Origin of the sequence: Phenylobacterium sp., from assembly GCF_016793285.1 — a bacterium.
Taxonomy (GTDB): domain Bacteria; phylum Pseudomonadota; class Alphaproteobacteria; order Caulobacterales; family Caulobacteraceae; genus Phenylobacterium.
The window spans coordinates 1-6,749 of sequence record NZ_JAEUMO010000259.1 but is presented as its reverse complement, the minus strand read 5'-3'; the positions used below and the strand labels follow the sequence as shown (position 1 = coordinate 6,749).

Below are 6,749 nucleotides of genomic sequence, written 5' to 3'. Positions count from 1 at the left end.
GTCCGCCGTCTCGCCCGGCAGCGCCTGCGGCCCGTCGGCGTCGTGGTTGCCGACCACCCACACCAGCGCGCGGCCTTCGGCCAGCGTGCGAAGCCGCGCCGCGTCGTCCGCCGCCAGCCGGCCCTCGGCCTTGCGGTCGTGGAATGTGTCGCCCAGCAGCACGACCACGCGCGGCGTCGTCGCCGCCACCTCGGCCGCCAGCCGCCGCAACGTCTCGCGCGTGTCGTAGGGCGGCAGCATCTGGCCGCGCGCGGCGTAGCTCGAGCCCTTCTCCAGGTGGAGGTCCGCCACCACCAGCGCCCGCTCGCTCTCGACCCACAGCGCGCCGGACGCCCGCATCGTCACGTCGACGCCCCGCACGGTCGTCCGCAGCCCCCCGCACGCCGCGGCGGCGAAGGCATAGGCGAAGGCGGACACGCTCACGTCGTTCACTGGGTGGCCTCGGCGATCAGGTCGGCTTCCGCCTCGGCCAGGATCATCTCGCCGGCCTGGCCGGGCGAGCGTTCCTTGCCGATCTCCAGCAAGATCGGCACCGAGAACGGCGAAAGGTGGTCCAGGGGCGCATGGCGGATGCGGCCCTTGATGCGCGCCAGCATGTCGCCCAGCCGCGCCACGTCGATGAGGCCGGTCGCCGCATCGGCCCGCGCGCAGCGCAGCAAGAGGTGGTCGGGCTCGTGCCTGCGCAGCACGTCGTAGATCAGGTCGGTCGAGAAGGTGATCTGCCGCCCCGTCTTCTGCTGTTCGCCCGGGAACCGCTTCTCGATCAGCCCCGCGATGATCGCGCAGCCCTTGAAGGCGCGCTTCATCATGAAGCTCTCGTGCAGCCAGTCTTCCAGATCGTCGCCCAGCATGTCCTGCGCGAACAGCTCGTCGAAGTCGATGCGGTCCATCGGGTTCAGCGCCCAGATCGCCATGGCGTAGTCGTTGCACACGAACCCCAGCGGCCCGATCCCCAGCCGCTCCAGGCGCTTCGTCAGCAGCATCGCCAGCGTCGTGTGCGCCAGCCGTCCCTCGAAAGGGTAGGCCACCAGGAAGTTGCGCTTCCCGTGCGGGAACGTCTCCAGCAGCATCTCGTCCTCGCCGACGATCAGCGACTTGTCCTTCTGCACCCCCAGCCATTCGCGCACGTCGTCGGGCAGCACCTTCCAGTGCGCCTCGTCGAACATGAGCTGGCGCACCCGCTTGGCGAGATAGGTGGAGAGCGCGAACTTCGAGCCGCCCCACGACGGCATCTTGGGGTCCCTGTGGTTCGCCGGCCGCACCAGCACGTCCAGGTTGGTGACGCCCACCAGCTCCCAGACCTGGCCCGCGAAGACGAAGGTGTCGCCGGGGTCGAGCATCTCCAGCATGCCCTCCTCGACCTCGCCCACCTTGCGCCCGCCCTGGCCGCGGCGGCTCGCGATCCGCACGGACAGCATGGCCGGGCTGACGATCGCCCCCACGTTCAGTCGATGCCGCTGCGCCACGTTCAGATCCCTGACCTTCCAGCGCCCATCGGGTAGCCGCACGATGCGTCGGAATCGGTCGTAGGTTTTCAGCGCGTAGCCGCCGGTCGAGACGAAATCGACCACCTGCTCGAAGTCCTCCCAGGCGAGGTCGCGATAGGGCCCGGCCGAACGGACCTCCTCGTAGAGCTCCAGCATGTCGAAGGGCTCCGAGACCGCGCAGCCCATGACGTGCTGGGCCAGCACGTCCAGCGCGCCCGCCCGCGGCGGATCGCCGTCCAGCCGGTTCTCGGCGATGGCCTCGCGCGCCGCCTGGCACTCCAGCATCTCGAACCGGTTGGCCGGGACGAACAGCGCGTGGCTCGGCTCGTCCAGCCGGTGGTTGGCGCGCCCGATCCGCTGCACCATCCGCGACGCGCCCTTCGGCGAGGCGAGCTGGATCACCAGGTCCACGTCGCCCCAGTCGATGCCGAGGTCCAGCGTCGAGGTGCAGACCACGGCGCGCAGCTCGCCGCGCGCCATCGCCGCCTCGACCTTGCGCCGCTGCTCGGCCGCCAGGCTGCCGTGGTGCAGCGCGATCGGCAGCGCGTCCTCGTTCAGCCGCCACAGCTCCTGGAACGCGAACTCGGCCTGGAAGCGGGTGTTGACGAACACCAGCGCGATCTTCGAGCGGCGGATGACGTCATAGACCTCGGCCATCGCATGCTGGGCCGTATGCCCGCTCCACGGCACCCGGCCTTCGCTGAGCAGGACGTCGACGACGGGCTCCGCGCCGGGCGGACCGCGCACGAGGTCGATGGAGTCGGGGCCGTGCGAGCCCAGCGCGGTGGTGACGTCCACGGGCCGGTGGCTCGCCATCCAGGTCTTGATGACTTCGGGATCGTCCACGGTCGCCGACAGCCCGACGCGGCGCATCCGCGGGGCCAGCGCCTGCAGCCGCGCCAGGTCGAGCGCCAGCAGATCGCCGCGCTTGCTCGCATGCAGGGTGTGGATCTCGTCCAGGATCACGCACGACAGGTCCTCGAAGAACCCCCGCGCGCCCTCCCACGCGCAGAGCAGGGCCAGTTGCTCGGGCGTGGTCAGCAGGATGTCCGGCGGCTTCACCCGCTGCCGCTGCCGCCGCGCGACGCCGGTGTCGCCGGTGCGGCTCTCGGCCACGATCGGCAGGCCCATCTCCAGGATCGGCGCGCCGAGGTTGCGCTCCACGTCCACCGCCAGCGCCTTCAGCGGCGAGATGTAGAGGGTGTGCAGCCCTCTCGGGCTGTTCGCCGGCGGCCGCCCCGCCAGCTCGATCAGGCTCGGCAGGAAGCCCGCCAGCGTCTTGCCGCCCCCGGTCGGCGCGATCAGCAGGGCGTCGCGGCCCTGCCGGCCCTTCTCGATCATCGCGAGCTGGTGCGCGCGCGGGCTCCAGCCGCGGCGGGCGAACCACGCCTGGAATGCGGGCGGCAGCAGGTCGGAAGGGGCCCCGGAGGCGTCGGCCATGCCCGCCGCTATAGCACGTTCCCGTTCCGTTTCACGCGGTGCGGCGCAAGAGCGGGTTCCGCCCGCGCGCGGCGCGGGCTATGGCATCGTTCGATGCGTGTCGCCGTAATCACTCCGTACTTCAAAGAGTCGCTGGACCAGTTGCGCCGCTGCCATGCCAGCGTGGCGGCGCAGACCCATGGCGACGTCACGCACTTCATGGTCGCCGACGGCCATCCGCGCGCCGAGATCGACGAGTGGCCCGTGCGCCACATGCCGCTGCCGTGGAATCATCGCGACTTCGGCGACACGCCGCGCGCCGTGGCCGCCATGAGCGCCTGCAGCCAGGGCTTCGACGCCATCGCCTTCCTCGACGCCGACAACTGGTATGAGCCGGCGCACATCGAGACCCTGGTGCGCCGCCAAGCCGAGACCAACGCCCACATCGTCACCGCCACGCGCAACCTGATCCGCCCGGACGGCAGCCTCATGGCGGTCTGCAAGCAGTCGAACGGCGTCGACTTCTGCGACATGAACTGCTTCTTCATCACGCGGTCGGCCTACGCGGTGATCGGCGCCTGGGCCTTCAAGGACCCCCGCGCCTCGATCGTCGACGACTACGTGCTGTGGATGATCATCAAGAACTCGAGCGCGGTGGTCGCCCACTGTCCGGAGCCGACGGTCAACTACCAGACCATGTGGGCCATGACCTACATCGAGCACGGCGAGGAGCCGCCGCCCGGGGCGCGGTGCATGCTGCGCTCGCCCGACGCGCCCTATCCGGCGCTGTTCGACTACTGGGACGCCCGTCGCAAGCACGAGGCGGGCGAGCCGATCACCTGAGGGCGACGCCGCGCGCCCCGTATCGCCTCGGGCGCGGGCCCGCTAAAGGGACGGGGATGCGACTCGGCTTCGTCCTCCTGGCAGCCCTTGCGATCGCCGCCTGTTCGAAGCCGGGCGGGGGCGCGCCGTCGACCGTCGAGACCGGGCGCTTCGCCGACGGATTCCCCAGGCCCGACCGTCCGGTGTCCGGCATCGTCGCCCCGGAATGGTCGTCCGGGCCCGACCGCGACGCGGCCGACGAGTCGGGCCAGCTCATCCGCGGCCTGGAAATCGAACCCGGCATGACCGTGGCCGACATCGGCGCGGGCTCGGGCTACCACACGCTGCGCCTGTCGCCGGCCGTGGGTCCGAAGGGCGTCGTCTACGCCGAGGACATCGTGGAGTCCTACCTCTCGGGCCTGAAGCGCGAGGCCGAGCGTCGGGGCCTGAAGAACGTCCGGATCGTGATCGGCGAGGACGACAACCCGCGGCTGCCCGCCGCCGCCATCGACCGCGCCGTGCTGGTCCACATGTACGACGAGGTCGAGAGCCCCTACGCGCTGCTCTGGCATCTGGCCACGTCGCTGAAGCCGGGCGCCCGCGTCGGCGTCATCGACGTCGACCGCGCGCCCCAGAACCACGGCACCCCGCCGTCCCTCCTGAAGTGCGAGTTCGAGGCCGTGGGCTACCGTCAGCTCTCGGCGCGCCTGATGGACGGCGGCGTCGGCTATCTCGCCGTCTTCGAGGCCCCCAGGGTCCGGCCCAGGCCCGCCGACATCCGGCCCTGCCGCGCCGTCCGCTAGCCGACCTGACGCATTTGTAAGCGGCCCGTCACTTGCACTCGGGGCGAAGCTGGGATGCTGTAGTCCCGCTGTCGTTCCTGCGAGTCCGAGGTGCTGGATAGTCCTGCCATAGATCTGCCGCCGCCGGCGCCCGTCGCCGCGGCGACGCTGCACTACGGGGGCGTGGACCAGCCGCCGCAGGCGCTGCGCGACCTGCTGCTGGCCCGCGTCGAGGCCGCCGCGCCGGGCAGCGAGATCACCTGGGCCACCTACTACTTCCGCGACCCGGCGCTGGCCGACGCCCTCATCGCCGCCAGGCAGCGTGGGGTGAAGGTAAGGCTGGTGCTGGAAGGGCGCGCTCGTCGCGGATCGGTCAACGGCCCCACGATCGAGCGCCTGAAGGCCGGCCTCGGCAGCGATCTGCGCCTGCACCGCTCGTGGCTGCCCGGCCAGCATCTGCACGCCAAGATCTACACCTTCTCCGGCGGCCCCGAGCCCGCCGCGTTCATCGGCTCGTACAACCCGTCCGGTGGCGTCGACGACCCGAAGCTGCTGCGCGACATCGGCGACCAGGACCGCGGCGAGAACCTGCTGGTCGACTTCCGCGATCCCGACGCCGTCGAGGCGCTGGAGGCCCAGGCGATGCGCCTCTGGGAAGGCCGCTTCGCCTTCCGGTTCGGCAAACGCGCCAACAAGGCCAAGCGCGTCGGCGACTTCGCGTTCTACTACTATCCCCGCCTGCGCACCGACGTGGTCGAGCGCCGCCTCGCCCGACTAGGCCCGGGCGACGAGGTCAAGGCGGCCGTCTCGCACATGGACAAGGGCCCTTTCGCCAGCCAGCTCGTGAAGGCCGCCGAGCGCGGCGCCAGGGTCGAGCTCGTGGTCCACGACACCCGCCGCCGGGTCTCCAAGGGCGTGGTCAGCGAGCTGCGCGACGCCGGCGTCGAGATCCGCCGCTACTGCGACCCCGACGGCTATCCGATGCACGCCAAGTTCGTGATCGTCGACCACAAGCAGGTGCGCACCGCCTGGTTCGGCAGCCTGAACTACAACTTCGGCTCGCGGGTGATGAACCAGGAGATCCTGGCCCGCAGCGCCGATCCCGGCCTCGTCGACGCGTTCGACGTCCGCTTCGACCGCCTCGCCGAAGAGGCCGCCACCCGGTCCTGCACGGGCGGCAAGCACGTCGCCGACGCCGCGATGAAGGCTGCGCTGCCCTGAACGCTCAAGCTCTGGCGGTCGCCCGCCGGCTTGACGCGGCGTGAAGGGTTCCGCCGCGCCGTATCCGGCGTAGGCTGGCCCCGACAGGCGTTGGGAGGACAGGGCCATGAAGGATTTCGCCGGCAAGTTCGCGGTCGTCACGGGCGGCGGCACGGGCATGGGCCGCGAGCTGGCGCGCCAGCTCATCGCCGAGGGCTGCAGCGTCGCCATGTGCGACGTCTCGGAGAAGAATATGGCCGAGACCATCCGGCTGGCCACCGCCGACGGCATCCCGCAGGGCGCGAGGATCACCGCCCACTACGCCGACGTCGCCAGCGAGGACGACCTGATCCGCTTCCGCGACGAGGCCGCGAAGCTGCACGACACCGACCGCCTGCACCTGCTCTTCAACAACGCCGGCATCGGCGGCGGCGGCTCGATGGTCAACCCCGACGAACGCGAGGCCTGGGAGCGGACGTTCAACGTCTGCTGGTACGGCGTCTACTACGGCTGCCGCACCTTCATGCCGATGCTGCTGAACGCCGACGAGGCCCACATCGTCAACACCGCCAGCGTCAACGGCTTCTGGGCCAGCCTCGGTCCGGGCATCGCGCATTCGGCCTACACCTCGGCCAAGTTCGCGGTGAAGGGCTTCACCGAGGGCCTCATCACGGACCTGCGCGCCAACGCCCCGCACATCAAGTGCTCGGTGGTCATGCCGGGCCATATCGGCACCGAGATCGCCGCCAACTCGCGCAAGGTCATCCGCAACGACTGGAGCGATGCGCTGAGCGCCGACGAGCTGGCCGCGGCGCGCCGCCGCGCCGCCCGCATGGGCATGGACGCGGCTCAGATCCCCGACGAGGCCATCCAGGCCATGGTCGCCGAACAGGCCCGTCGCTTCCTCGAGGATGCGCCGACCACCGCGGCCCAGGCCGCGACCATCATCCTGGACGGCGTGAAGGCCGAGCGCTGGCGGATCCTCGTCGGCGAGGACGCCGTCATCATGGACCGCATGGTGCGAGAGACGCCGGAAGAG

Annotated in this window: 6 protein-coding genes; 4 read left to right on the top strand and 2 right to left on the bottom strand. The window is 70.8% G+C overall.

Features of this window, described 5'->3' with window-relative positions; genetic code table 11:
- Both JNL41_RS21975 and JNL41_RS21970 read right to left on the bottom strand, forming a co-directional pair.
- A partial coding sequence (locus JNL41_RS21975; protein ID WP_293478423.1) for a metallophosphoesterase occupies nt 1-432 on the bottom strand: 432 nt, incomplete at its 3' end.
- Nucleotides 429-2,927 carry a ligase-associated DNA damage response DEXH box helicase gene (locus JNL41_RS21970; RefSeq protein ID WP_293478422.1) on the bottom strand — a complete coding sequence of 833 codons (2,499 nt, stop codon included), beginning with the start codon at nt 2,925-2,927 and terminating at the stop codon, nt 429-431. The genes JNL41_RS21975 and JNL41_RS21970, both read right to left, overlap by 4 nt.
- A gap of 93 nt (nt 2,928-3,020) precedes the next feature.
- Between JNL41_RS21970 and JNL41_RS21965 the strand changes: the two genes are divergently transcribed.
- The 4 genes from JNL41_RS21965 to JNL41_RS21950 form a co-directional block, all read left to right on the top strand.
- A complete protein-coding gene (locus tag JNL41_RS21965) occupies nt 3,021-3,749 on the top strand; it encodes a glycosyltransferase (RefSeq protein ID WP_293478421.1) in 729 nt (242 codons plus the stop codon).
- Nucleotides 3,750-3,805: 56 nt separating this feature from the next.
- Nucleotides 3,806-4,531: a methyltransferase domain-containing protein gene (locus tag JNL41_RS21960; RefSeq protein WP_293478420.1), complete on the top strand. Its 726-nt coding sequence runs from the start codon at nt 3,806-3,808 to the stop codon at nt 4,529-4,531.
- Between the two features lie 90 nt (nt 4,532-4,621).
- Nucleotides 4,622-5,731, top strand: a complete 1,110-nt coding sequence (locus tag JNL41_RS21955) for a phospholipase D-like domain-containing protein (protein WP_293478419.1) — start codon at nt 4,622-4,624, stop codon at nt 5,729-5,731.
- A 106-nt stretch (nt 5,732-5,837) separates the two neighbouring features.
- Nucleotides 5,838-6,749, top strand: a 912-nt coding sequence (locus JNL41_RS21950; RefSeq protein ID WP_293478418.1) for an SDR family NAD(P)-dependent oxidoreductase, incomplete at its 3' end; no start/stop codon positions are given.